A 21,672-nucleotide genomic window follows, 5' to 3' on the forward strand; every position below is an offset into this window, starting at 1 on the left:
ACCCGCCTTTCGGGGCAACACCGAAGCCATGAAAGAGGAGAAAAATCATGGTGAATCAAGAACTCAGTTTCGTCGGCTATTTCGACCGGGAATCCTGTGATCTGGACGAATTCAAGGTGTTGACCTCGCAGGCTCTTTCCGCCGAGACGGTGCCTTTTGCCGCCTCGGTAGAAAAGAACGTGCCCGTCTATGATATGCAGGCACTGAGTCCCGGTTTGGAACGGCCTGATACGCGCAGGGCCTTGCTGGCGGAATGGGGCCGGGTACTGGGCAAATCCGCCGGTGTGATCGCCCTGAAAGGGGCGTATCCCGACACGTCGATCATTGATCGGGCGACGGATGTGTTTCGTGAAATCATCGAAGAAGAACGCCAGGGTGGCGCCGGTGAGGGCGATCATTTTGCCGCGTCCGGCGCGAATGACCGGGTGTGGAACGCGCTGCAAAAGCAATGCCTGCGCGACCCCGAGGGCTTTGCGCTCTATTTCGGGAACACGGTGGTTGCGGCGGCATGTGAAGCGTGGCTTGGCCCGAACTATCAGGTTACTGCTCAGATCAATCAGGTGCGCCCCGGTGGCAAGGCGCAACAGGCGCATCGGGATTATCACCTTGGGTTTCAAAGCGCCGAAAACGCGGCCAGGTATCCTGCACAGGCTCATCTGGTGACGGCCTCGCTGACCCTGCAAGGGGCGGTTGCGCATTGTGACATGCCGGTGGAAAGCGGGCCGACCAAGTTGTTGCCGTTTTCGCAGCTCTACCCGCCGGGCTATCTGGCGTTCCACGATGAAGCACACCGGGCGCATTTCGAAGACAGCTGTATCCAGTTGCCATTGGAAAAGGGGGACGCGGTGTTCTTCAATCCGGCGCTGTTCCATGCGGCGGGCGCGAACAGCAGCGCCGACATCAATCGCATGGCAAACCTGCTGCAAATCTCATCTGCCTTCGGGCGCGCGATGGAGTCGGTGGATCGGCGGGCGATGTCCTTGGCGCTGTTCCCGTCTCTGATCGCCTTGAAACAGCGCGGGGCGCTGGACGCAGCGCAGGTGGAGGCTGCAATTGCGGCCACGGCTGAGGGCTATCCCTTCCCGACCAATCTGGACACGGACCCGCCTGTGGGAGGTAACGCACCGGAAAGCCAGGCGGATATTCTGCGTCGCGCGGTTGCAGAAGGATGGACCGAGGCGCAGCTGGCCCAGTCCCTATCGGCCCGGAACCAAAGGCAAGCTGCCTGAATTCAACACAGGCGGGCACTCGGGGGCCGCCCAAGAAGGAGAACAAGAATGGCAGACCTGCTGAAGAAACCGATCGGAACCCACGGCAAGGTACATGACATCACTCCGTCAAGCGCTGGATGGAATTATGTGGGCTTCGGGCTTTATCATTTAAAGGCCGGGGATCGCGCAAACGAAGTGACCGCAGATCGCGAAGTCATTCTGGTGATGGTCGAAGGCAAGGCGCGGATCACCGGGGCCGGACAGGATTGGGGCATTTTGGGCGACCGGATGAGTGTATTCGAAAAAACACCGCCGCATTGCCTGTATCTGCCCAACGGAACCGAGTGGGAGGCCGTGGCGGAAACCGACTGCGTTGTGGCCATCTGTTCGGCGCCGGGTAAGGGCGGTCATACGGCGCGGCGCATTGGACCCGATGGCATAACCCTGACTGAACGTGGAAAGGGCGTAAACACACGCTATATCAACAACATCGCGATGGAGGCCGAGGATTACGCCGACAGCCTGCTTGTGACCGAGGTGTTCACGCCGAATGGCCACTGGTCGTCCTATCCCAGCCACCGCCACGACGAGGATGACTATCCCCGCATCACCTATCTGGAAGAGACCTACTACCACCGCCTGAACCCGTCGAACGGATTTGGGATCCAGCGGGTTTACACCGATGACGGCCAGTTGGATGAGACGATGGCGGTATCCGATGGCGACGTTGTCACTGTCCCGCGTGGCCATCACCCTTGCGGTGCGCCCTATGGGTTCGAGATGTACTATCTGAACGTTATGGCCGGACCGCTGCGGAAATGGCGGTTCGTGCCGGCCCCCGAGGTCGAATGGATCATGGAGCGTGACGGATGAGCCATACTTTCGCCAATTACCCAAGCCTTGCAGGGAAGACGGTTTTCATCACCGGAGGCGCCGGCGGAATTGGCGCGGAAACCGTTCGGGCCTTTGCCGAACAGGGGGCAAAGGTTGGGTTTTTGGACCTCAACGCCGATGCCGGGCTTGCTTTGCTTTCCGAGCTGGACGGAGAGCATGCATTCGCCCAATGCGATCTGCGCAACATTGACGAGATGAACGCCGCAATAGGGCAATTGGTGGAAGAGCTGGGCGACGCGGATGTGCTGGTGAACAACGCGGCCCGGGATGACCGGCACGACTGGCGCGACGTCACGCCTGACTATTGGGATGAGCGTATGGCGACCAATATCCGCCACATGTTCTTTGCCCTTCAGTCGGTGGCACCCGGAATGATCGCCAAGGGTGCAGGTTCGATCATCAATATCGGGTCGAATTCGTGGTGGGAGGCCGGGGCGGGTTTCCCTGCCTATGCCACCGCCAAATCCGCTGTGCATGGACTGACCCGCACCATGGCGCGCGAGCTGGGCGATCACCGCATCCGCGTCAACACGGTCGTGCCCGGCTGGATCATGACCCAGCGCCAGAAAGATCTGTGGGTCACCCCCGAGGCTCTGGCAAAGCAAGTGGATCGTCAGTGCCTGCCCGACCCGATCGACCCGGTCTATGTGGCGCGGATGGTGCTGTTTCTGGCCTCGGACGACGCGGCCATGTGCAGTGCCGGGAACTTCATGGTCGAAGGCGGCTCGATCTGACGGCCATTGGGTCTTCCCCGTCCGGAATCGACCTGCGCCGATGCGCTGGTGCCGGTTGACGGATCGACACCCGGCAAGGGAAGATGCGGCATGATTGCCTATGTCACGGTCGGCGCGGACGACATCGCGCGCGCAAAACGGTTCTATTGCGCCTTTCTGCCGGATCTCGGCTATGCGCTGGAGGAAGGCCCAGAAGGGCTGAGTTTCGCCCTGCCGGTGCCGCCGGACCAGCGGCCGGTTCTGCCGGAATTCTATGTCAAACCGCCTTTTGACGGGGCCGCAGCCTCGGCCGGGAATGGTGCGATGGTCGCGTTCGAGGCGCGCAATCAGCAGCAGGTGCGCGACCTGCACGCCGCCGCGCTGCGGGCCGGCGGGTCGGACGAGGGCCAGCCGGGCTTTCGCGCCATGTACGGGCCGCGTTTCTATATCGGCTATCTGCGGGACCCACAGGGCAACAAGATCGCCCTGTTTTCCAGCAATCCCAATGATCCGGGGCGCGACGACTAGGACCCGCCAGCGCATTTTTTAGAACGGCCCAGGCCGGGACGGTCAGCGCTGCGGTGGCGCACCAAAAGCGCGGATCACGGTGCGAGCGGCAGCCATGACCGGATCGTGGGTTTCCTTCAGGATCGTCACCCGGTCGAACCGGTCGGGGTCGCGGTTCACGGCCTCGCGCAGCGCGGTGCCGAAGGCCATGCGCAGCTCGGTCCCGATGTTGAATTTGCAGATCGCGGTTTCACGCGCCAGCCGCGCGCGCTGTTCGACCGGCACACCCGAACCGCCATGGATCACCAGTGGGACCTCGGTCATGGAGTCGATCTGGCGTATGCGGTCCTCGTCCAGCCCGCCTTCCTTGTTTTGCTGAAGGTGGACGTTTCCGACCGAGATTGCCATCGCGTCGACGCCGCTTTCGCGGGCAAACTTCGCGGCTTCCTCGGGATCCGTGCCGTTTGAGCCTTCACCGCCGGAATACCCGACGAAGCCGATCTCGCCCTCGCACGAGATCCCGGCGGCATGGGCCATTTCGGCAATCGCGGCGGTTTCATCGATGTTCTGCTGCAAGGGCTTGCGCGACCCGTCGAACATCAGCGAGGTGAACCCGCTGTCCAGCGCGATCTTGCAATCCTCGAAGGTATAGCCGTGATCCAGATGCGCCACCACGGGCACCGGGGCGTTTTCGGCCAGATACCGGAACATCTTGCCCAGTATCGGCAGCGGGGTGTGCTCGCGGCAGCTGGGTCCGGCTTGCAGGATCACCGGGGCGTTCTCGGCCTCGGCGGCGGCGACATAGGCGCGCATGTCCTCCCAGCCCAGCGTCACCAGGCCGCCGACGGCATAGCCCTGTTCATAGGCCGGTTGCAGGACGTCTTTGAGCGTAGCGAGGGTCATTTGAATTTGGCGATCATGTCTTTGATGCCCGGGATCGTTTCGATCTGATAGGCATGGGTGGGTTGGAAATACTGCACCAGCGACCGCTGGGTCAGCCCGCCGAGGATGGTGAAGTAATACATCTCGTATCCCGGCAGCACGCAGCAGGGGTGATAGCCCTTGTCGATGCAGATCGTGGAGCCATCGACGATGTGATAGGCATCGCCCGGCTCATTGTCCTCGCGCTGCAGCATCTGCAGGCCCGAGCCCCAGTTGGGTTTGAAGCGGAAATTGTAGGTTTCGTCATGCCGGGTCTCGTCCGGTAGGCGGTTGGTGTCGTGCTTGTGGCTGGGAAAGCCCGACCAGCCGCCTTGACCCACGGTGAACAACTCGCTGACCAGCAGGCGGCCGACCTTGTCATGCTGTTTCTGGCCCAGGATATGCTTGATCTTGCGATGGGTCTTGGTGTCGTCGCTGCCATATTGCACCAGGTCATGCTCGCGCACGTCGAACGGATCCAGCACCTTGTCATACTTTGCGCCTGCCACGAACACCTCGGCCGTCTCTGACACGCAGACCATCTGCGCCCGTGCCCCCGACGGGACATAGGCGCCCTCGGGCTCGCCATCCCAGACATCCTCGCCCCGGTTGCCCAGATGGGCAAAGCGCACGCCTTCGACGTCCACGTCGACGCTGCCGGTGGCGGGCACGATGCAGGTCTCGTAACCCGGGACCGTGTATTCGAAGGCCTCGCCCTTTTTCAGTTTGACGATGTTGAAATAGTTCAGCGGAACCGTCGGATCATCGGCGTCTACGATGGGTTTGTTCTGATTGTCATAGGGCGCGATATGCATGGTACTCTCCTATGTGGTCGGGCCGGGATGCGAAGCGAGGAACGCGTCCAGTTCTGGTGTCGTTGGCATGGCGGGTGCGCAACCGGGATGCGACACCACGATCGACGCGCAGGCCGAACCGCGCATGACGGCGTCTTTCAGGTCGTGCCCGGCCGCGATCGAGGCCAGCAGCCCGGCCATGAAACTGTCGCCAGCCCCGTTGGGTTTGACGGCCGTAACCGGGTAAATACCGGTTCGCAGCTCTTGCCCGTCCACAAAAGTGACAGCACCTTTTTCGCCCATCTTGTAGATGACGATCCGACCCGGCTTTTTGGCAAGTTCCTGCGCTTTGGCAAAACCCTTTTCGATGCCGCCGGCCATGAATCCGAACTCTTCGTCGTTGCCGACGATCAGGTTGCTGGCTTCGCCAGCCCGCGACAGAACTTCGGCAGCCACCTCGGCCGAGGGCCAGCTGTATGGGCGGTAATCGATGTCGAAGATGATCGGCAGGCCTGCGCTCCGGGCGTTCTCGAAGGCCCGGAATGTGGCGCTGCGCGACGGTTCGGACGCAAAGACCGTTCCAGCCGAGATGATTGCCGAAAAAGATGAATAATCGACCCTGTCCATGTCCTCTTTGGTGACCTGGAAATCAACGGCCCCGTTGCGATAGATCACATTCTGAAAATCCTCGGTCCGGCTTTCGTAAACGGCCAGAGACATGCGGTATTCGCCGCCCAGAACGCGGATATAGGATGTGTCCACACCGTAATGCCGCAACCGGTTCAGACAGAACCGCCCAATCGCATCGTCCGAGACGGACGTAATCAGCGACGCCTCGCTGCCCAACTTGACCAGCCCGGCACAAATATTGGCAGAAGAACCACCAAGGTCGGCATGAAACGTGCTGGCATCCTCGCTTTTGACGCCAATTGGGTCAGCGTACAGGTCCATGCCTGCGCGACCCAGAACGGCGAAGCGGTTTCCTTTGATACCATCCATCAAAGCGCTCAAGTTTTGTCCTCCGGCAGAATGGGTCGGCAAAGTTTGGACCTTGCGTTGAATCGATTCACACGATACTGATTTTGCAACCGGTTGCAAATGATATGTTCGGAGCCGTTGCAGATGCCTGAAATCGGAATTGGAATCGTCGGCGGCGGCTATATGGGCAAGGCCCATTCCGTGGCCATGTCAGCGGTCGGTGCGGTGTTCAACACGGCATTGCGACCCCGGCTCGAGGTCATTTGTGCGTCCAGCCCTGAAAGCGCCGAACGTTACAGGACAGCCTATGGGTTTGACAAAGCGACCGATGATTGGCGGGTATTGGTTGAGGATCCTAGGGTCGAGGCAATTGTCATCGCCTCTCCTCAATCGACACATCGCCAGATTGCCGAAGCGGCGTTTGAATTGGGTAAACCGGTCTTGTGTGAAAAACCACTGGGCGCATCCCTTGACGACAGTCTGGCCATGGTTGCTGCTGCCGAAGCGTCTGGCGCGGTCAACATGGTGGGGTTCAACTATGTTCGTACACCTGCGACCCAATACGCCCGCCAGCTTATTGCCAATGGTGAAATCGGGTATATCACCTGGTTCCGGGGGGAGCACACCGAGGATTTCTATGCCGACCCGCACGCTCCTGCCTCCTGGCGTACGACGGGCATGGCCAATGGCACCATCGGAGATCTGGCACCGCATATGGTCAACGGTGCATTGGCGCTGGTTGGTCCGATCGCGCAGGTGATGGCGGATGTTGAAACGGTTCACAAAACCCGACCGGGCGGTGAGGTGACAAATGACGACCATGCCCAGATGATGTGCCGTTTTGAAAACGGTGTTATGGGCAACCTGTATTTCAGCCGCGTCGCGACGGGGCGAAAAATGGGCTATGCTTATGAAATATCGGGAACAAAGGGCGCCATCCGGTTCGACCAGGAGGACCAGAACGCGCTGTGGCTGTATAAGCGGGAAGGGCCCGAAGCGTCCCTTGGGTTCACAAAAATTCTGACCGGCCCGGCGCATCCGGATTACGAGCCCTTCTGCCAGGGTCCGGGCCACGGAACAGGCTATCAGGACCAGATCATTATCGAGGCCAAAGATTTTCTTCAGGCCATCCACACCGGAAAAGCCGCTTGGCCGACCTTTCGCGACGGGCATGAGGTCAACCGGGTGCTTGCCGCCGCCTTGGCATCGTCAGAGCAGCGGCAGTGGAAAGACATCCGCGATTTCTGATCGCTCAAACAAAAAAGTTCTAATGAGAGACGATGACCATGGCTAAGTTGAGATGGGGCATGATCGGTGGTGGTGAAGGCAGCCAGATTGGCCCCGCGCACCGCTTGGGGGCACAGGCTGACGGGCTGTTTGAATTTGCTGCTGGTGCGCTGGATCACCGGCCCGAAGCGGGCCGGGAATACGCGCAGCGATTGGGCGTTGCCGCCGATCGTGCCTATGGCGACTGGCAAGAGATGCTGGCGGGTGAGAAGGACCGTAAAGACCGGATCGATCTGGTGACAATCGCCACGCCGAATTCGACACATTTCGAGATCGCCAAGGCCTATCTTGAAGCGGGCTTCAATGTCTTGTGTGAAAAACCGATGACAATGACTGTGGAAGAGGGTGAGGAAATAGTCCGCGTCGCCGAAGCATCGGGAAAGATCTGCGCGGTGAACTACTGCTATTCCGCCTATCCGATGGTGCGGCAGGCCCGCGCTATGGTGCGCTCGGGCGAGATCGGACGGGTGCGTCTTGTGGTGACCAATTTCAGCCACGGCCATCATGGGGATGCCACCGATGCGGACAATCCGCGCGTGCGCTGGCGCTATGACCCTGCGATGGCAGGGGTTTCCGGGCAGTTCGCCGATTGCGGTATCCACGCCCTGCATATGGCCAGCTTTATCTGTGATGACGAGGTGAAGACGCTTTCGGCTGATTTGGCCTCAACGATCGCAAGCCGGGAACTGGAAGACGATGCAATGATCAACTTCCGTATGGAAGGCGGCACGGTCGGGCGTCTTTGGACATCTTCCGTGGCGATCGGGCGCCAGCATGGCTTTGACATACAGGTCTTTGGCGAAACCGGCGGGTTGCGCTGGGCGTCAGAGCAACCCAACCAGTTGATCTACACCCCGGTAGGAGGGCGCACCCAGATCATCGAAAAGGGCGAGGGGGGGCTGCATGATGAAGTGCAGCGCCTGTCTCGGGTCGCCATCGCGCACCCCGAAGGCTTCCCGCTGGCCGTTGCCAATATCTATTGCGATCTGGCGGATGCGATCCGCGGTGAAAGCCGGGATGGCCTGCCCAACGCAGCGGATGGCGTGCGATCGATCGCAGCGGTGCACGCGGCTGTTGCGTCGGGCAAAGCAGATGGTGCCTGGCAGGACGCCCGCCCGCCGATGTTCCGCTGATCAGGGGCGGGGCCGCAACGTGCCCCGCTCGACCACCCGACAGGGGAAGATCCGCGCTTCGGGGTAGCGGTCGGGCGTTTTCAGCATCTCTTCGACCAGATCGACGGACGAGGTGATGATCTGCTTGATCGGCTGATGGATGGTGGTCAGTTTGATGTATTCCCAGCGCGACATTTCCATGTCGTTCAGGCCGATGATCCCGATATCGGCGCCCGGTTTCAGCCCGTGATCAGCCAGCGCTGACAGCGCCCCGATCGACAGGATGTCGTCGCCGCAGAAATAGGCCTGCGCCGGGTCACCGGCCAGCAGGCGCAGCATCTCGGCCCGGCCGGCCTCGAAGGAATAAGCCCCGGCGAAGGAGTGGTTGACGGGAATCTGCGGATGGTTGGCCATTTCCTCGAAAAAGCCCCGCTGCCGGTCCAGGGACGAGGTCGCATCCTGCGGCCCGCCCAGATAGCCCACGCTGGCATAACCCCGCGCGACCAGCTCGCGCGCGGCCATGCGCCCGCATTCCACATTGTCGATCCCGACCACATGCACCTCGGGCGAGGTGGCAGACCGGCCGAACGTGTGCACCACCGGTACGCCCGCATCGTGGAACGCTTTGGCAAAGCTGGGCGGCAAGGTCGACGAGGCGACGATCACCGCATCCACCGAATATTGCCGCAGCATGCGTACGGAATTGGCGGGCTCGGTCTCGTCCGTCAGGTTCACGATCAGCGGGCGCAGGCCGCGTTCCTGCAAGGCGCGTGTAAACTGGTCGAAGACTTCCAGAAAGATCGGGTTGTGAAAGTTGTTCGAAATCAACCCGATCAGCTTGGTGCGCCCGGTCGTCAGAGACGAAGCCAGAGCATTGGGGCTGTAGCCCAGCTCACGGGCCGCCTTTTCAACCTTGCTGCGCGTTTTTGCGGAAACCGAGGCACCTTCGGTAAAGGTGCGCGACACGGCGGACCGTGAAACGCCAGCCAAGGCGGCCACGTCTTTCAGGGTCACACTCACGCTGCGGGACTCCGATAACAGCGAGGCAGGAAAGCAGGTAAGTTTGGCATTGCCCCAGCATTATGCATCATCGACCTGAACTTGCAACCGGTTGCAACGCCGCCACGTCGATTCAACCGTGTTTGAGCGTCGAAATTCAGAAGGTGGAAAGGTGGGTGAAGAGACACTCGAACTCCTGACATCTTCAGCGTAACCGAAGCGCCTTTTCCAATCCGCAGATGTACCCAAGCGCCGTCTTGCACTGCCGCCAAGCGCACAGGTTCCCAGAGATGCCTAGTGTTGTCAGCGATTTGAAGTTGCACAAACTGCGGAACGGTTCAAGGGCATATCCTTTCCTGCCGCTTTCAAGATCACGTCCGATCGAGCCGCAACAGGCATGCGTGACGGCGCATGCGTTGCCAAAAGGGCCATCGGGCAATTGCTTTTTCAACCTTTGGTATTGATCCATGAACGTGGCGCAAATCATGGCCATCCCTTGGTGGACATACATGAGAGAGGCAGTGGAACGCCAACCCGCCCATTCGCAGCGCGGTTGCTATCCAAGGCGGAATTTTGTTGGCGTCACACCGGTCTGGCTTCGAAAAAACCGAGTGAAGTGGGACTTGTCGGAATAGCCAAGCATGAGGCCGATCTCGGCAACTGTCATTTTGCTTTCTCTGAGGTGCTCCTTGGCGACATCGACCCGCAGACGCCTTACCTCTCGGGGAAGTGTTGTCTGATGTTTCTGAAGTGCTTTCAGGAACCGCTCGGGCTGGATACCCAGCAATCCGGCCACAACCTCCGGCCCCAGCTCTGACTCATCCAGTTTTCCACGCAAGACAGACCGCAAAGCGGCCACTACGGTGACGTCTTCATTGTGTCGAATCGTGTCTGTCGGCGCTTCGGACTCCTCTGCCGCATGGTGTAGAAACAACCATTCCACGGGAAAACTGATCTGCATTCCGGGGTTGGGTCCAAGGCCGACTTCGATACCTTTGTAACCGCGTGGCAAGCCAAGGATGTATCTGCTTTCCCATCGCACCCGGGACGGATCCCACGCGTTTCCGACCACGCTTTGCAACAGGCGCACATAGATGGCAGCTCCAAACCCGGTAACATGAACGGGCGGAACGGTTGGTTCTTGTTGCCGCGCGATCCGATAGATCGCTTTGTCTGCTTCCACGACAAGACTGTGCCGGACGGCGTTGGACTCTTGTGGCACAAGCCTTACGAACCGGGCAAAAAACTCGAACAGAGTGTTCGAGGATTGCAGCGACCGGGCGAATGGCGGCCATCCTTGCAGGTCAAATGTCTCTCCTACATTCAGGCCAAGGTATCGATCCCCCGACAACTCTGAGAAGGCATTCAACAGACCATAGACCAGTTCTGAGTGGACATAGACAGATGGGTCGGACAGCAGGTCGGCCTTCAAGCCGACCTGATCCAAGGCCGGTTGCGGATTGATCCTGCGGTCGGTGAGATATTGCAGAAACGGGGCGGCCAGCGCGAGGCGGATAAAGCCTTCGCTATGCGCTTCAGAAGTGGAGCTGAGTGGCACGCCCGTCACCCTTGTTTAAACCGATGGTTTCGTTCAGTGGCCTTTTTTGCGGTCACATTCGCACATGTTAATCCAAAAGTGGCAACCCGCCCAAGAGTTTTCGGGCTACGTTTGGTAAAACGTGAATGTGAAGGGAGACCCTATGACCAACATGCGAATGTCCATTTGCCCGGCGGTAGTGGTCGCGGCAGTTTTTGGTTTTTCGGCGGCTGTGCAGGCTCAGGATGAAGAAGATCCTCAAACGCTGTTTACCAATGTGCACGTCTTTGATGGCGTGAATGAGCAACGTATCGAGAATGCAAATGTTCTGGTCGAGGGCAACCTGATCAAGACTGTTTCAACCGAAGCGGTGGACGCGCCCAACGCCGTTGTGATTGACGGCGGGGGGCGGACGTTGAGCCCGGGCTTTGTCGAGAACCATGCCCATTTGATGTTGATGGGGCCTACGCTGCCAGCGATGGAAGCCAACACAACATGGGAGGACTTCGCCATTCACGGTGCACGAATGGCTGAGATGTATCTCATGCAAGGTTTTACCACGGTCAGAGACGCCGGGGGGGCCAATGGTGGGTTGCGCAGGGCAATTGACTCGGGGCAAATCGATGGCCCCCGTTATTACCCGTCTGGCGCATTTATAGGAACGCGAGGTGGTCACGCTGACTTTGCGAATTTCACCGCGCCGCCGGGTTCAGAGACCAACATGAGCCGCCTAAACTTGGCGCAAGAGGTTAGCGGCGTCGATGACGTTTATAAATTCGCGCGTAACAATTTCCGCATGGGCGCAACGCAGTTGAAATTCATGCAATCCGGCGGTGTCGTTTCAGCCTTCGATCCATGGCAATTGCTTGCTGGATCGCCCGAGGAAATTCGAGCCGCGGTACAGGTCGCCAATGAATATGGCAGCTATGTCATGGCGCATTCCTATCGTAAGGAGGCAATTCTTAGTGCGCTGGACGCGGGTGTGATGTCGATTGAACATGGTTTCTCGTTCGACTGTGACATTGCCCAGGTCATGAACGAAAAAGGTGCTTACATTACCACGAACCTGACAGCCTTCGATCCCGGATTGCTCGATATTCCGGCAGTGGCAAACGTTCCCTCGAGCCTTGCCAAAGCAAAATCGGCCTCGGCGACATTTGCAGGCTACATCGATAATATGAAAGAATGCCCGGTGAAGCGGGGCTTCCAGACTGACTGTGTTGGCTCAGTCGAAGCGTGCAATATTCAGATTGCCTACGAGAAACACCTGAACAATGAATTTTTTGGGCCCTATCTGTCGATGGTCACTTTGACGTCGATCGGTGGCGAGATCGTGGCGCTGTCCGGCGATTTCATGAACCCGTATACGGACGGAAAACTGGGTGTGATCGAGGAAGGGGCTTATGCGGATATCCTGCTGATCGACGGAAACCCTCTTGAAGACTTTTCCGTCGTTGGAACCGGGGATCAATGGTTTGGCGCCGACCCGAGGCCGGAAAGCCCGGAAACGATCCGACTGATTATGAAGGACGGTGTGATATACAAGAACACACTGGACTAACCAAAAAAACGGTTGGAGAGATTTGATGTTCCCTTGGTTTCGCGCCGCAGTTTTCGCTGGCTTGGTCCTGAGCGGTCATTCCGCAATGGCAACGCCCCATGCGACGCTTGACTGGTCTGACCTTCCGGATCCGTCGGTGCAGGTGTTCGATGACCCTTATCGTGATCTGAGCCCTGAACAGTTTGACGATGTCCTATTCGTCGTGCGCTTGCGCGGCAGGTTGCAGCAGGATGTCGGCAGCGTTGAGGAAAGACAGAAATGGCAAGAGCTTCTGACCGAGACTGAAGGCGCCTTGGCCGAGGGGGGCGTTGATGTCGACTGGCTGCTCGATCAGCGAGAGGATGTGAAAGAGCGGCGAAGAAAGGCAGGAACAAACGGAAATCCGCAACTCGATGGCCAGAGTGTTACGCTGACAGGCTTTGCCATTCCCGCGCCGAAAGATCCGGACGGGCGAGCGGTTGCATATTTGGTGCCAGAACGCGGGATGTGCAGCCACATGCCCCCGCCTCCGCCCAATCAGATGATCCGGGTGCGGTTGAACGGCGACTGGGCCCCCAGTTACTTCCATGAACCCGTTCGGCTCACAGGTAGGCTGACGATTGAACCCTCGGTTCAGAACATGATGGTCGTGGATGGGCTTGTGCCGATGAATGCAACCTTCAAATTGGAGACGGACAGCGTTGAAACGCTGGAAACCAAGGCCGACGGTCTGGAATGGAGACAGCGTGCAGCCGATCGCGTCCGAGCTGCTGGCAATCGTAAAACTGGCGGCGCAAAGGCGTCGGAATGATAAGGCGCCTTGTTGCCGCATTGAGTATTGCCTTCGCGGGTACGGCGTCTGCGCAGGGGTTGTCCGGGCCTTCTTCGGTCGAGGCCGAGCTGAAACCTGGCGATGGCCTGACCGATCCGCAGTACCGTTCCGAATTTCCGCGCAACATCGCGCCGGGTTGGTTTCGGTGGAAAGACCGGCTGGCCGAGAGCGGATTTCGGTTCAACGTGGATTACCTGGCGTTGGGTCAATCCACGAACGCCGATTTGGGAACTGGTGAAGCCGCAGGTGGAATCGCTCGCGTCTACGGCAGTTGGCAGGCAACCGAGCGGGGTTCTTTGACATTCAAAATCGAAGATCGGCACGGATACACCGATGTTGCCCCGCAATTCCTTGGGCTGGACGGAGGCGCATTGTCGATCACAGGGACTGCCTTCAACGACAATGGTTTGTTGCTGACCAACCTGTTCTGGACCCAAAGGGCCGAGAACGGCGCTTGGACGCTGCAAGTCGGCCAGATTGATGTGACGGACTTTGTGGATATCTATGGATTGGTCAGCCCCTACAGCGGGTTCCAAAACCTGTCGTTCAACACCAACCCGACAATCAACACACCCAACCAGGGAATTGGCATTGCCGGTGGGATAAAGCTGAACGAAAACTTCTACGCGGTTGCCAGCGTTGCAGACGCAAACGCCGATCCGTCTGATCCAAGTCTTGACGTGTTCAGCGACGGCAATCTCTTCAAATCGTTTGAGATTGGCTACACTTCGGGCTTTGATCGCATCTATTTCGACAATGTCCACCTGACCCTCTGGCATGCAGATGCGGCCGACGATGGCAGCCGTGCAGAAGATTATGGGGCCGTGTTTTCCGCGGCTTGGTTTGTCGAAAACAAATGGATGCCGTTCGTTCGGGCAGGGGCGTCGAAAGGCACGGCAGCGCTGTATGATCGTTCGGTTTCTGCCGGGCTGGGCTATTACGGTCGAAACACCGATCTGGCCGGTTTGGGTTTGAACTGGGCCGAAGCAAGAAACATCGACGGCGATCAGTTCACGCTGGAAGCATTCTATCGCTTTTCAATCTCACCCGGGCTGCAAATCACGCCGTCACTACAGTTCATTTCCAATCCGCTGCTGAACGCCAATCAGGATAGCATCACGTTGTTCAGCCTGCGAACCCGGATCGTTTTTTGATGCGGCTCGAAAGCAGCAACTCACACGAAGCCAATTTGGGAGGCTCAGTCATGAAAACTTTGTTGGCCGCAAGCGCCATTGCAATCGTATCCGGTACCGCGCTGCACGCGAGCGAGGAAAGCAAGACATGGGATGCGTCGGATGAGGCGAAGCAATTTGTGAAGGACACAATCGTGCTTGGCATGTTGGCCAGCCCCTACGGCACAGGCTGGACCGAGTACGAGCAGCTGCACGACTATTTTGAACTTGCTCGGGAAAACGGCATTACCGGGCACGAGATGACCTTGGCTGCGGCGGACATGTCTTTTGAAACACTGCTAGAACAGCACTATCACTATCGCGCTGCGATGGCGGAGCAGCCGGACAAATTTCTGATCGTGAATGAAACACGCGACATCGAAGCTGCTCATATACAGGGTAAAACAGCGGTTATCTGGAACAGCCAAACCGCGACGATCCTGAACGGTGATCTAAAGAAAATGGCGTTGCTCAAGGATATGGGGATCAAGAGTATGATCCTGGCCTACAACGATATCTTCCGCACTGGGTCGGGGCAGTTGGCGGCCTATAACGGGCGCGATATCGGTCTGACCCCTTGGGGCAAGTCGGTGATCGATGAAATGGTGCGTTTCGGCATCCTTCTGGACCTGAGCCACACGGGTTCCAAAACGGCCAACGACGCCATGGACTACATGGACGAAAACTATCCCGGCGTGCCTTATGTTTACACGCATTCGGTTCCTGCCGGCCTTTACGCGAACGAACCCGGTGCGACGCCACGCGGGTGTTATCGGGCCATTCCAGACGACGAGGCCCTGCGTGCGGCCAAATCGGGCGGCTATGTGTCTCCGACATTCACTGAATGGATGATGGACGGCGTTTGGCCTGAAGATATCTCACCCAAGCAAGCCGCCGACATGATCGACTACTATGTCCAACTTGTTGGGGTCGACCACGTTGGGATCGCAACCGACGACATGTTCTCGACTGAATTGGTTGTGCAGTTCGCGACTGCAAACGCAAGCATGTATGATGATGGCGGCTACATGATCGACGCGTTCAACAAAGGGGCGACCGGTAACGGTGAGCTGGCCAAAATCCTTGCGGCAATCACCGATGATCTCTGGGCAAGAGGTTATTCCGATGAAGACCTGGAAAAGATCTATGGCGGCAACAAGATGCGGGTTTACGCGCAAGTCTGGGAGGGCAAGCCCCCCGAACGATTTCTGAAAGAATACCCCGAGCGTCTGCGTCTCAGACAGGAACTGCGAGAAGGGTTTTATTCGCGATAGACGTTCAGGACCCGCATCAAAGATGTTTGGCCCCGGATGCGGAACAGCGCAGGAATTTTTGGGGAAAGGCTGGTGGGTGATGAGAGATTCGCACTTCCGACATCTTCGGTGTAAACGAAGCGCTACCCATGTACACATCTGTACGTACTGTGTGTCACCTGCCAACATCGCATACACTTTTGCCCAATGTTGTCAGTGTCTTGAATGCTACAGCATGGTTCAGACATGTACAACTCGTTCCAACGTCATGATGGCATCTAATAGTGCCCGGTGCAGCAAATTTGCAGCAGCAGTGACGAAGACGCAGCAAGGGATGCGAAGTGTGCGGCCTTAGTCTGTTGACCAAAGTGTGGGTGAGCGTTGCCGTGTGCCGTAATCTACAATGCCAAACCTGTACGCGCAAACACACCTGAGAGGGTTGGTCAGAACAGCACACTACACCCCGTACCCAGTCATTTGCCCAAGGTCGATCATCCAACGCTCATGTTGAAATACGGGGTGGGGTATCTAAACAACTCTCCCCCGCCCAAAGCAAAACACAGGGTCAGTTAATAGACGGCTGTAGGCTAGGACGTCGGGCATACACCAGTTTTTGCATCTGATAGGGTGTAGCGATTTTCTTAAAAGGCATTTCATTCGTTCAAAATCCATACTTCCAGTAGTCGTAGCAGGAGGCAAGTTTTCGGATCGAGCTTTTGTAACTGTCTGCAATTGTGTCAAAATTCTTCTCCAGAAAATCGCGCAGAGCGTCTAAATCAACGTCGTGTTTTGCTTGGAAAGGAATCATGTATGTCGCCTTTTCAGGCGTTGCCTTGGCGATAATTTCCGCAGTTGAAAGGCCGTCGTACTCGCGCAGGTATTGGCTTTTGTAAGTTTGGTTGCCGTGAAAGTTATTGGAGACACTAGCAACCACTGCACGTGCGTCTGCGTAATCCGAAGCCTTCAACTCTTCTTTTGAATTGATCCCTGCCCCCCGCAAGTAACGGTAAACAGGGATGAACTTGTTCGGCAGTTTGCGGAATGCAGGGAAGGCGACTTCAAGTAATTGTTGCGGAGAGAACGCGCTATCTATCTTTAGCAGGTCCCTAAATAGTTCGTCGACCGTAACTCCAGTGTAGCCATGCTTAGACAGCGTGCGTTCTTTGTCTGCTTCAGCTTTGGCAAGCATTTTTCGATGCTCAGATGCGACACCAACACCGACAACGAACTCAACATCGTCAGTGTTTTCAATCGCATCAAAGTCAACGACTGAAAGTTTTTTCTCAGGATCAGATGACTTCACCAAATCGTACATCTGTTCTTTGAAAAACCTAAGAACCCTGACGGGCACCTGTCTCTTGACGGACTCCACCGCGTTGTACACCTCGGAAAAATCATCGGTTTCAACCAGCGTAAAGTTAAGTGTTCTCGCGCCAATATTCATAACTCCGCGCCCAATTTTGCTCTCCCCGCCCTTGGCTCGAACGACGAAAACCAAATTCTTTTCAAACTCGCTGAGTTTTTCATCCCCGAGACATTTAGAAATATCTGATATCATTGCTTGGATATGCGGGTCAGTGAGTGAATATCCTAGGAAGATAATCGGGTGCTCCGCAAAAATTGTGATCAGTTTAGCCGCCAAATAGGGATTGTTTGCGTTGAAGTGAGAGTAGTCATTCTCAGTGAGGACAAGACTTTCCGGCTCAGTCGCACACCCGTGGATTTTATATATCTCTGCAATTGACTGAGGGTTGGAAAACAGAAGTTCTTCTTGCCCTACAAAGGTCTGATAGTCGGGGAACAATTCTTCCAGCAACAAGTCCCAGTTTGTGGTGATGATGCCGTCGACATTCATCCTTGCTAGGGCTTCAATCTCATGCTCAAGATCGTTGTTTTGCGCATGTTGCAGCGAAAAGCCGGATAAGTAATCCGATATTTCGTACTTCAAAGCAGATGCTTCATTAAGCAACTGATCTTTGTACTTTTCTCTCGACTGGCTGCAACTCTCGTCGGCCCACCAAAAGTTGTTAAAATCCTTTGCCATCAATGAAGCTGCACGTGGCATTTCACCATTCGCACTTGTTGAATAGAAACCGAAGTCGCGAATTCCCGAACAAAATCTCGAAAGCAAATCTGACCACGTCTCTAGCCCGATGTATCTCCTTGAGAATCCGGAGCCCACGAACAGAAAAGGGGCTGCGCCACGCTCAGTCAGGATAACTGATAGTTCCGTTGATACGTTCGTCATTTCCATTGTTCTTTGCGGCTACAGTTAAAATTTGCGAGCTTGAATCGTTACACTCAATGCCAGTCACTGAATCTGCTTTCAAGGGAGTTACTTCTAACGAAGACAGTTTCTGCGAGAGATCAGTTTTCGCACGTGCGCGACTTGAATGTGTGAACATTATTCAGAACCAGAGGCTGCCATGAATTACTATTAATGCGATTGGGCATTCGTGGATGACCGAAGCGTGGCCGTTGTATCCCTGACAAACCGCAGTAGCTAAATGTCAATTGAGGTTCGTCTTCCTCGCGGGTTATCCCGCTTTGGGGATTAGGAACGGCACGATGTTCGTCGAAAATCAATTTGTCCAGCAGCTCAACGGATCATCAGGGGAGTTGAACTAGTGTACAAGTGCGTTGACGCATCAACAATTGTGCGTGGTTCGCTTGGTCTTGTGACCACTTATCGAACTGTTCCTTGTTAAATTGAGCAGGAAGAGGAACGGCGTCGGTTAGTTTGTCGACTTGGGAAATAGTGCAAGATCGCTGCGCGCTACCGACGCTGAAACCTACTGCAAACGCTTGGTCAACTTCGGACAGATCGTTTTGTGGTTTGAGATTTGTGACGGACCACAAACAAGGTGGTAGCGTCAACGTGTTGCTAATCTGTACCTCTCCACGGATCAGCGCGGTTGCAAGTTCACGACCTGCTTGTTCAAACACTTCATCAAGTCGCTTGGATTCGTCCATCCAACCGGCATTGACACCAATTCCGACACACTGTTGAGCCTGTCCGAGTACGGCTAGCAGTTTCTCTGCGCGTTCAACGGTCATCGCACCGGCCTGCATAGATGAAACCATTAGAAACATTGCGGCAATTGTCGCTTTCATGCGAACCTCAAACCCATAATCGTATTGAGTGGCAAGATGCATCAATCGCTGCAGTGTCGCAACACGGCATTGAGCTTCAATTGGGTGCGGATGTAACTCCCTAAGTATGTGTCAATCTGCTGCCGAGTGTAGTTCGAGTGGGTGTGAGTCTATGGGGCGCACATTTTGTCGGCTGTGAACGGTTCGCACGCCTCGCATCATTGACATGCTCTCATTCAGTACGTCATCGAAATGCGCTTGCAGCCGTGCGATGGCACCGTAGCGCGACGTTTCCATCAACCATGTAATCGCCTTGCGCAGATCAACATTGTAGGTGTCGGCGTCAAACATCGGAACAGGCACGGGCTTGCCACGTCTACGGGCACGGTATCTCGCTTTGCGCACGGTGTCGTTCTTAATGCCGGTGATCCTGTAGAAGTCGCTTGCAGTCATTGTTGGCATGTCCTGACACGCTCTCTTGAGGATAGCCGCAGTCGTCAGATGATCGGTTTGCGGGGTGTTGTTGATGTCACTCATGAATACCTCATTGGTTCATTGGGCGGGTACAGTGTGTGGCCGAAGTGTGGACGGCTCGTATGAGGTGCACCACAATCGGGAACGGCAATGGATGTGTGTACTGCATACGATTTATCCATGCTGTTTGCGCGTGTCGGTTCGTCTAAGTTGACATCGCATCGCCAAAACCATTGCCGCGTTATCCCCGGATTTCTCAATGTTCAGATTAATAAACCTGCTAGTCGCGCTTTGATCGCAAGGCTTGTTGGATGTAACGCGCTGCGAATAGCCGATTGGATCAGAGGCATGCTGCTTTCAGTATGTGTCAGTCTTGCTGCTATTGTTGTGCAATTGAGCTACCCTTTCTGGTGATAGTCAGGTGGGCAGGGTTACAGCACCAAATGTTTCCGCATGTAGCCGTCACGATTGCTCCGGGTGGGGCTTGCGTGATCGCGTTTTGGACGATGAACGAAATTCCTTGAATGCGTATTCGGACACGTCCATCGTCACAGTGCGGCGCGTTGAGATAGATGCACTCGCTTGGTGTAACCTGACCATCGTGTTTGACAGCTTCCCAAGCAATGTAAGCCGCCAATGTGCTGAGTTGTTCGCGTTTGGCAGACACATCAACGCATCTCAGCGATATGTTTGTTCGACCCTTGGTCAAGCTAGCGTATGGTCAGGACATTGAACGGAGTAGTTTCTTCCGAGACACGTTGCGACCGATCACACATGTTTTGCCCGATCTGCGAGAACATGCTGTGCAGAACATAGCTGGTGCCTTCGTCGTTCATACGAAGAATACCTGCCTCTGCGACCTCGGTGACGACTTCTGGCAACAAGAATGCGCCGCCGCCCGTTGCAAATGCCGATTGAAATGATCCGCAATGACCACAGTTCGTGTCCTGCGCGCGTTCGATGATCATACCCCAGACGAGTTGCTTGGCGTCCGGTGACAGGTTGGCCAACGCTTCGAGCGCAACTGCATCTGTGACTTCGATGCTATTCCGCGTGGTCATTTCATGCACTCCCGTTCCTGTTGTACAGAAGGCTTGTTCTCTGTTGTGTGCATTGGTTCCCAATGCCCGTCGTAGTCGCCGTGCTTGCGGGCAAGTTCCAACAAGACGCTGGGTGCAACACTACCTATACCTTTTGCTTGCATCTCTCGAACCGCTGACACGATGTTATCAAGTATGGCCGACTTTTCGTCCTGCAACGCCCCTATGGTTAAAGCATCGTGCAACCCGCGTTCGATCAGCGCGGCATTGTCTTTTTCTAATCGTGCAATTCGGTGTGCTTGTCGGGCATTGACAGCATCTTCTTCTGCTCGTCGACTAAGTATGGTTTTACGCTCTAGTACGAGTGCTTTCTGGGTGAGTGGTTTTCGAATACCCGACATGTAGAAGTTATCTGGTGCAGCGGTGTCCCGCTCTGATAGTTCCGCAAGCCCATAAATTGGATGCGTGCCTTCTGGGTTGTCCAAGATCGTCCAGGCATGTTTGCGCATACTGCTTGATCCTTGCAACGCCAGTGTCGGATTGATTAGCGTCGCGTTGTACGGGTCGATTTCACCAACAATCCCCCATGCCTGTAGGATTGAAAGTGCGGCAACATACCTATCTTCCGTTATCGGATCGACCAACATCGTGCGTTCCACGGTTTCAGTGCACCACGTCATGCCCGCGTGCTCAGCGCACACTTGCAGTTCGTTGGCGATGCGCCCGAGATGTGGAGACAAGTAACGGTAGACGTTTTCATAGGTCGCATCTTCGATGATGCAGGATGATCGACTAATATCGTACACGCATGCACCATCGTCCTGTGTTTCAGTTGTCACTGTGACGACGCCATCTTCATTCGCCACGGCATGTGGCTTCACATCACTCCATCGTTGCCACACCAACGCATCAATCAGAGCGTCGAGCACGCGGGAAACATCGGAAGGCCAGTATTGACGCGCGCGAATAAGCAAAGGGTGCTGTACAACCATATCACTGCTTAGCTTGCCAAGCCTTGGTATGAGCACGATGCTGCCGTCTGGATTGCGCTTTGGTTCACCGTCACCGTTGCGAGAGATTGAAGGCATAAGAGCGCGAATTGTGAGCTTTGAGGGGTAAGGGGTGGACCGGGTTCGGGGTTTGTAACATTGCTCACTTTCCATGCCGTCGCCCCGGTTGGCAGTTTGACCCTTTGTACATGGGGAAGCGGCTACGACTTGATGTTTGTTACAGCCTTTCATTCTACGGCCTCCTTCCTTTGAGGCTCGACTGAAACGCTTTGCTCATCTAGCCACGCTTGTCGCTCCAAACGAGT

20 protein-coding genes are annotated in these 21,672 nt (G+C 56.3%); 10 read left to right on the top strand and 10 right to left on the bottom strand.

Annotated elements, in window-relative coordinates; genetic code table 11:
- Positions 1 to 47: 47 nt before the first annotated feature.
- The 4 genes from ACR0A2_RS20840 to ACR0A2_RS20855 all read left to right on the top strand — a co-directional run bounded on the left by ACR0A2_RS20840 (position 48) and on the right by ACR0A2_RS20855 (position 3,346).
- Positions 48 to 1,229: a phytanoyl-CoA dioxygenase family protein gene (locus ACR0A2_RS20840; RefSeq protein ID WP_480837065.1), complete on the top strand. Its 1,182-nt coding sequence runs from the start codon at positions 48 to 50 to the stop codon at positions 1,227 to 1,229.
- Positions 1,230 to 1,277: 48 nt separating this feature from the next.
- Positions 1,278 to 2,084, top strand: a complete 807-nt coding sequence (gene iolB, locus ACR0A2_RS20845) for a 5-deoxy-glucuronate isomerase (RefSeq protein WP_480619980.1) — start codon at positions 1,278 to 1,280, stop codon at positions 2,082 to 2,084.
- Positions 2,081 to 2,839, top strand: coding sequence for an SDR family NAD(P)-dependent oxidoreductase (locus ACR0A2_RS20850; protein ID WP_171329148.1), 759 nt, complete (start codon positions 2,081 to 2,083; stop codon positions 2,837 to 2,839). Before iolB ends, ACR0A2_RS20850 begins: the two co-directional genes overlap by 4 nt.
- Positions 2,840 to 2,929: 90 nt before the next feature.
- On the top strand, positions 2,930 to 3,346 hold the full coding sequence (locus tag ACR0A2_RS20855) for a VOC family protein (RefSeq protein WP_171169313.1): 417 nt from the start codon (positions 2,930 to 2,932) through the stop codon (positions 3,344 to 3,346).
- Between the two features lie 42 nt (positions 3,347 to 3,388).
- On the opposite strand, the gene ACR0A2_RS20860 is transcribed toward ACR0A2_RS20855, so the two are convergent.
- From ACR0A2_RS20860 to iolC, 3 genes are read right to left on the bottom strand one after another with little or no spacing between them, the layout of a single operon-like run.
- Entirely contained in the window at positions 3,389 to 4,228 is an 840-nt protein-coding gene (locus tag ACR0A2_RS20860) for a class II fructose-bisphosphate aldolase (RefSeq protein WP_480837068.1), read from the bottom strand.
- Positions 4,225 to 5,061 (bottom strand): 5-deoxy-glucuronate isomerase, encoded by an 837-nt coding sequence (locus ACR0A2_RS20865; RefSeq protein WP_152459123.1) that lies wholly within the window; start codon positions 5,059 to 5,061, stop codon positions 4,225 to 4,227. Before ACR0A2_RS20865 ends, ACR0A2_RS20860 begins: the two co-directional genes overlap by 4 nt.
- A 9-nt stretch (positions 5,062 to 5,070) precedes the next feature.
- Positions 5,071 to 6,039 carry a 5-dehydro-2-deoxygluconokinase gene (iolC, locus tag ACR0A2_RS20870; RefSeq protein ID WP_480837070.1) on the bottom strand — a complete coding sequence of 323 codons (969 nt, stop codon included), beginning with the start codon at positions 6,037 to 6,039 and terminating at the stop codon, positions 5,071 to 5,073.
- Positions 6,040 to 6,162: 123 nt separating this feature from the next.
- Here iolC and ACR0A2_RS20875 point away from each other — a divergent pair, with 123 nt between their 5' ends.
- Both ACR0A2_RS20875 and ACR0A2_RS20880 read left to right on the top strand, forming a co-directional pair.
- Positions 6,163 to 7,266, top strand: coding sequence for a Gfo/Idh/MocA family protein (locus ACR0A2_RS20875; RefSeq protein WP_480837071.1), 1,104 nt, complete (start codon positions 6,163 to 6,165; stop codon positions 7,264 to 7,266).
- A 38-nt stretch (positions 7,267 to 7,304) separates the two neighbouring features.
- On the top strand, positions 7,305 to 8,438 hold the full coding sequence (locus ACR0A2_RS20880) for a Gfo/Idh/MocA family protein (protein WP_480837073.1): 1,134 nt from the start codon (positions 7,305 to 7,307) through the stop codon (positions 8,436 to 8,438).
- On the opposite strand, the gene ACR0A2_RS20885 is transcribed toward ACR0A2_RS20880, so the two are convergent.
- Positions 8,439 to 9,437: a LacI family DNA-binding transcriptional regulator gene (locus tag ACR0A2_RS20885; RefSeq protein ID WP_480837075.1), complete on the bottom strand. Its 999-nt coding sequence runs from the start codon at positions 9,435 to 9,437 to the stop codon at positions 8,439 to 8,441. It lies immediately after the preceding gene.
- 535 nt (positions 9,438 to 9,972) lie between these two features.
- Complete coding sequence (locus ACR0A2_RS20890) at positions 9,973 to 10,974, bottom strand: helix-turn-helix transcriptional regulator (protein ID WP_480837077.1); 1,002 nt, start codon at positions 10,972 to 10,974, stop codon at positions 9,973 to 9,975.
- Between the two features lie 142 nt (positions 10,975 to 11,116).
- Between ACR0A2_RS20890 and ACR0A2_RS20895 the strand changes: the two genes are divergently transcribed.
- From ACR0A2_RS20895 to ACR0A2_RS20910, 4 genes are read left to right on the top strand one after another with little or no spacing between them, the layout of a single operon-like run.
- On the top strand, positions 11,117 to 12,514 hold the full coding sequence (locus ACR0A2_RS20895; RefSeq protein ID WP_480837079.1) for an amidohydrolase family protein: 1,398 nt from the start codon (positions 11,117 to 11,119) through the stop codon (positions 12,512 to 12,514).
- Positions 12,515 to 12,539: 25 nt separating this feature from the next.
- A complete protein-coding gene (locus tag ACR0A2_RS20900; RefSeq protein ID WP_480837080.1) occupies positions 12,540 to 13,304 on the top strand; it encodes a DUF3299 domain-containing protein in 765 nt (254 codons plus the stop codon).
- The gene (locus ACR0A2_RS20905) at positions 13,301 to 14,479 is read left to right on the top strand and encodes a carbohydrate porin (RefSeq protein ID WP_480837082.1); all 1,179 of its coding nucleotides are present in this window, start codon (positions 13,301 to 13,303) and stop codon (positions 14,477 to 14,479) included. The genes ACR0A2_RS20900 and ACR0A2_RS20905 overlap by 4 nt, the downstream gene beginning before the upstream one ends.
- Before the next feature lie 50 nt (positions 14,480 to 14,529).
- Positions 14,530 to 15,771, top strand: coding sequence for a dipeptidase (locus tag ACR0A2_RS20910; RefSeq protein WP_480837084.1), 1,242 nt, complete (start codon positions 14,530 to 14,532; stop codon positions 15,769 to 15,771).
- 640 nt (positions 15,772 to 16,411) lie between these two features.
- Here the strand turns inward: ACR0A2_RS20910 and ACR0A2_RS20915 are convergent.
- From ACR0A2_RS20915 to ACR0A2_RS20935, 5 genes are all read right to left on the bottom strand, one after another.
- Positions 16,412 to 18,004 (bottom strand): SIR2 family protein, encoded by a 1,593-nt coding sequence (locus ACR0A2_RS20915; RefSeq protein WP_480837086.1) that lies wholly within the window; start codon positions 18,002 to 18,004, stop codon positions 16,412 to 16,414.
- Positions 18,005 to 18,360: 356 nt separating this feature from the next.
- Entirely contained in the window at positions 18,361 to 18,864 is a 504-nt protein-coding gene (locus ACR0A2_RS20920; protein ID WP_480837088.1) for a hypothetical protein, read from the bottom strand.
- 111 nt (positions 18,865 to 18,975) lie between these two features.
- Entirely contained in the window at positions 18,976 to 19,380 is a 405-nt protein-coding gene (locus tag ACR0A2_RS20925) for a hypothetical protein (RefSeq protein WP_480837090.1), read from the bottom strand.
- Positions 19,381 to 20,027: 647 nt separating this feature from the next.
- Positions 20,028 to 20,378, bottom strand: coding sequence for a hypothetical protein (locus ACR0A2_RS20930; protein ID WP_480837092.1), 351 nt, complete (start codon positions 20,376 to 20,378; stop codon positions 20,028 to 20,030).
- On the bottom strand, positions 20,375 to 21,598 hold the full coding sequence (locus tag ACR0A2_RS20935) for a hypothetical protein (protein WP_480837094.1): 1,224 nt from the start codon (positions 21,596 to 21,598) through the stop codon (positions 20,375 to 20,377). Before ACR0A2_RS20935 ends, ACR0A2_RS20930 begins: the two co-directional genes overlap by 4 nt.
- Positions 21,599 to 21,672 lie beyond the last annotated feature (74 nt).

This window comes from Ruegeria sp. H8, from assembly GCF_056532905.1.

What these genes read in the sequence shown, in the direction of transcription:
- ACR0A2_RS20840 (WP_480837065.1), top strand. Translation starts at nt 48, where the DNA reads ATGGTGAATCAAGAACTCAGTTTCGTCGGCTATTTCGACCGGGAATCC.
- iolB (WP_480619980.1), top strand. Translation starts at nt 1,278, where the DNA reads ATGGCAGACCTGCTGAAGAAACCGATCGGAACCCACGGCAAGGTACAT.
- ACR0A2_RS20850 (WP_171329148.1), top strand. Translation starts at nt 2,081, where the DNA reads ATGAGCCATACTTTCGCCAATTACCCAAGCCTTGCAGGGAAGACGGTT.
- ACR0A2_RS20855 (WP_171169313.1), top strand. Translation starts at nt 2,930, where the DNA reads ATGATTGCCTATGTCACGGTCGGCGCGGACGACATCGCGCGCGCAAAA.
- ACR0A2_RS20860 (WP_480837068.1), bottom strand. Translation starts at nt 4,228, where the DNA reads ATGACCCTCGCTACGCTCAAAGACGTCCTGCAACCGGCCTATGAACAG.
- ACR0A2_RS20865 (WP_152459123.1), bottom strand. Translation starts at nt 5,061, where the DNA reads ATGCATATCGCGCCCTATGACAATCAGAACAAACCCATCGTAGACGCC.
- iolC (WP_480837070.1), bottom strand. Translation starts at nt 6,039, where the DNA reads ATGGATGGTATCAAAGGAAACCGCTTCGCCGTTCTGGGTCGCGCAGGC.
- ACR0A2_RS20875 (WP_480837071.1), top strand. Translation starts at nt 6,163, where the DNA reads ATGCCTGAAATCGGAATTGGAATCGTCGGCGGCGGCTATATGGGCAAG.
- ACR0A2_RS20880 (WP_480837073.1), top strand. Translation starts at nt 7,305, where the DNA reads ATGGCTAAGTTGAGATGGGGCATGATCGGTGGTGGTGAAGGCAGCCAG.
- ACR0A2_RS20895 (WP_480837079.1), top strand. Translation starts at nt 11,117, where the DNA reads ATGACCAACATGCGAATGTCCATTTGCCCGGCGGTAGTGGTCGCGGCA.
- ACR0A2_RS20900 (WP_480837080.1), top strand. Translation starts at nt 12,540, where the DNA reads ATGTTCCCTTGGTTTCGCGCCGCAGTTTTCGCTGGCTTGGTCCTGAGC.
- ACR0A2_RS20905 (WP_480837082.1), top strand. Translation starts at nt 13,301, where the DNA reads ATGATAAGGCGCCTTGTTGCCGCATTGAGTATTGCCTTCGCGGGTACG.
- ACR0A2_RS20910 (WP_480837084.1), top strand. Translation starts at nt 14,530, where the DNA reads ATGAAAACTTTGTTGGCCGCAAGCGCCATTGCAATCGTATCCGGTACC.
- ACR0A2_RS20915 (WP_480837086.1), bottom strand. Translation starts at nt 18,004, where the DNA reads ATGGAAATGACGAACGTATCAACGGAACTATCAGTTATCCTGACTGAG.
- ACR0A2_RS20920 (WP_480837088.1), bottom strand. Translation starts at nt 18,864, where the DNA reads ATGAAAGCGACAATTGCCGCAATGTTTCTAATGGTTTCATCTATGCAG.
- ACR0A2_RS20925 (WP_480837090.1), bottom strand. Translation starts at nt 19,380, where the DNA reads ATGAGTGACATCAACAACACCCCGCAAACCGATCATCTGACGACTGCG.
- ACR0A2_RS20930 (WP_480837092.1), bottom strand. Translation starts at nt 20,378, where the DNA reads ATGACCACGCGGAATAGCATCGAAGTCACAGATGCAGTTGCGCTCGAA.
- ACR0A2_RS20935 (WP_480837094.1), bottom strand. Translation starts at nt 21,598, where the DNA reads ATGAAAGGCTGTAACAAACATCAAGTCGTAGCCGCTTCCCCATGTACA.